Annotated in this window: 2 protein-coding genes; both read right to left on the bottom strand. The window is 38.6% G+C overall.

Going from position 1 to position 1,031, the window contains the following annotated elements; genetic code table 11:
* Positions 1 to 69: 69 nt before the first annotated feature.
* A complete protein-coding gene (locus QUA04_RS29830) occupies positions 70 to 213 on the bottom strand; it encodes a hypothetical protein (RefSeq protein ID WP_333264463.1) in 144 nt (47 codons plus the stop codon).
* Between the two features lie 302 nt (positions 214 to 515).
* Positions 516 to 923, bottom strand: coding sequence for a transposase (locus QUA04_RS29825; protein WP_333264461.1), 408 nt, complete (start codon positions 921 to 923; stop codon positions 516 to 518).
* Positions 924 to 1,031 lie beyond the last annotated feature (108 nt).

The following is a 1,031-nucleotide window of genomic DNA, read 5'->3' as shown; positions in this document are numbered from 1 at the left end:
AATACGTAAATACCACATTTTTTATATTTGTCTTTTTGTCAAGTACAATTTATACTAAATTAGATGAGCTTACCCTGTGCGGACAATTTCCTCATTCTCGATGTAGTAGCACTGATCCGGTTCTAATCCGCGTTCTAAATCCTCGCGCCTGCAAGTCAGAGAACCCAAGCTGCGAATTTCTACATTTAACTCTTCTTTCTGGGGGGGTGACAAAGAGGCTTAGGAAATAGACCGAACAAGGGTTTCAGCCCGCATACCCTACACTGTGATTACTGCGAATCGTAGAGCGCAAATTGAAGGTTTAATCCTTGTAAACAGCGAATGAATGTACTCGTACTTTCTCCATATAAGCTATCAGCCAGAACACAGTCTATTTCAAACCCCCTTGCTTTTATTTCTCTAATCATCTGGCTGGCTATCTGGGGTTTGCTTCGGTAACTATCATTGAGTTTAAGTCGTTCTTTAGGTTGATAAATTTCAAACATTAATGGGAAAGTTAACCCATCTACTAGACCCTAGCTGACCACAGTCACTATGCCATTGTCAATTTTTCCCAGTAGCCCTAAATATTGTCTCGCTACATAATCTGTGGCTTTTCCTTTTTTTGGATTTCCAGTTTCGTCAATAATAATAACTATTTTTCGACCTTTGACAATTTTTAAGATTAATTCTAGCCTTTGCCTTCTCAAGGCTTGAGCCTCCCAGGGTGATTGGGTAAGAAAGTGATGCAACCCTTGAGCATTTTCTAGCCCCATTATCTCTGCAATGGCTGGTAGCGTCTTACGTTTAATATCAGAAACTATACCAGCATGAAGGTGGGTAAAAGCTTCAAAGCTTCTGACTTCTGAAAACAGATTTCTGTAATAGCTACAATACTCATCAATCAATTTCAATGTTGAATCAGCTTGGCGAGGCTTAACCATAGACCCAGCTCAGGTTTGAGAGATTTTGTTCTATTAAGTAGTTAAGCAAAATTAATTACATAATTATCTCCAAATTCTTTAAGAATTCTTTCGACAGATGAAACAAGA

The organism is Microcoleus sp. S13_C5 (genome assembly GCF_036700845.1).
Taxonomy (GTDB): Bacteria; Cyanobacteriota; Cyanobacteriia; order Cyanobacteriales; family Microcoleaceae; genus Microcoleus.
This window is presented reverse-complemented; position numbering and strand designations above follow the sequence as displayed.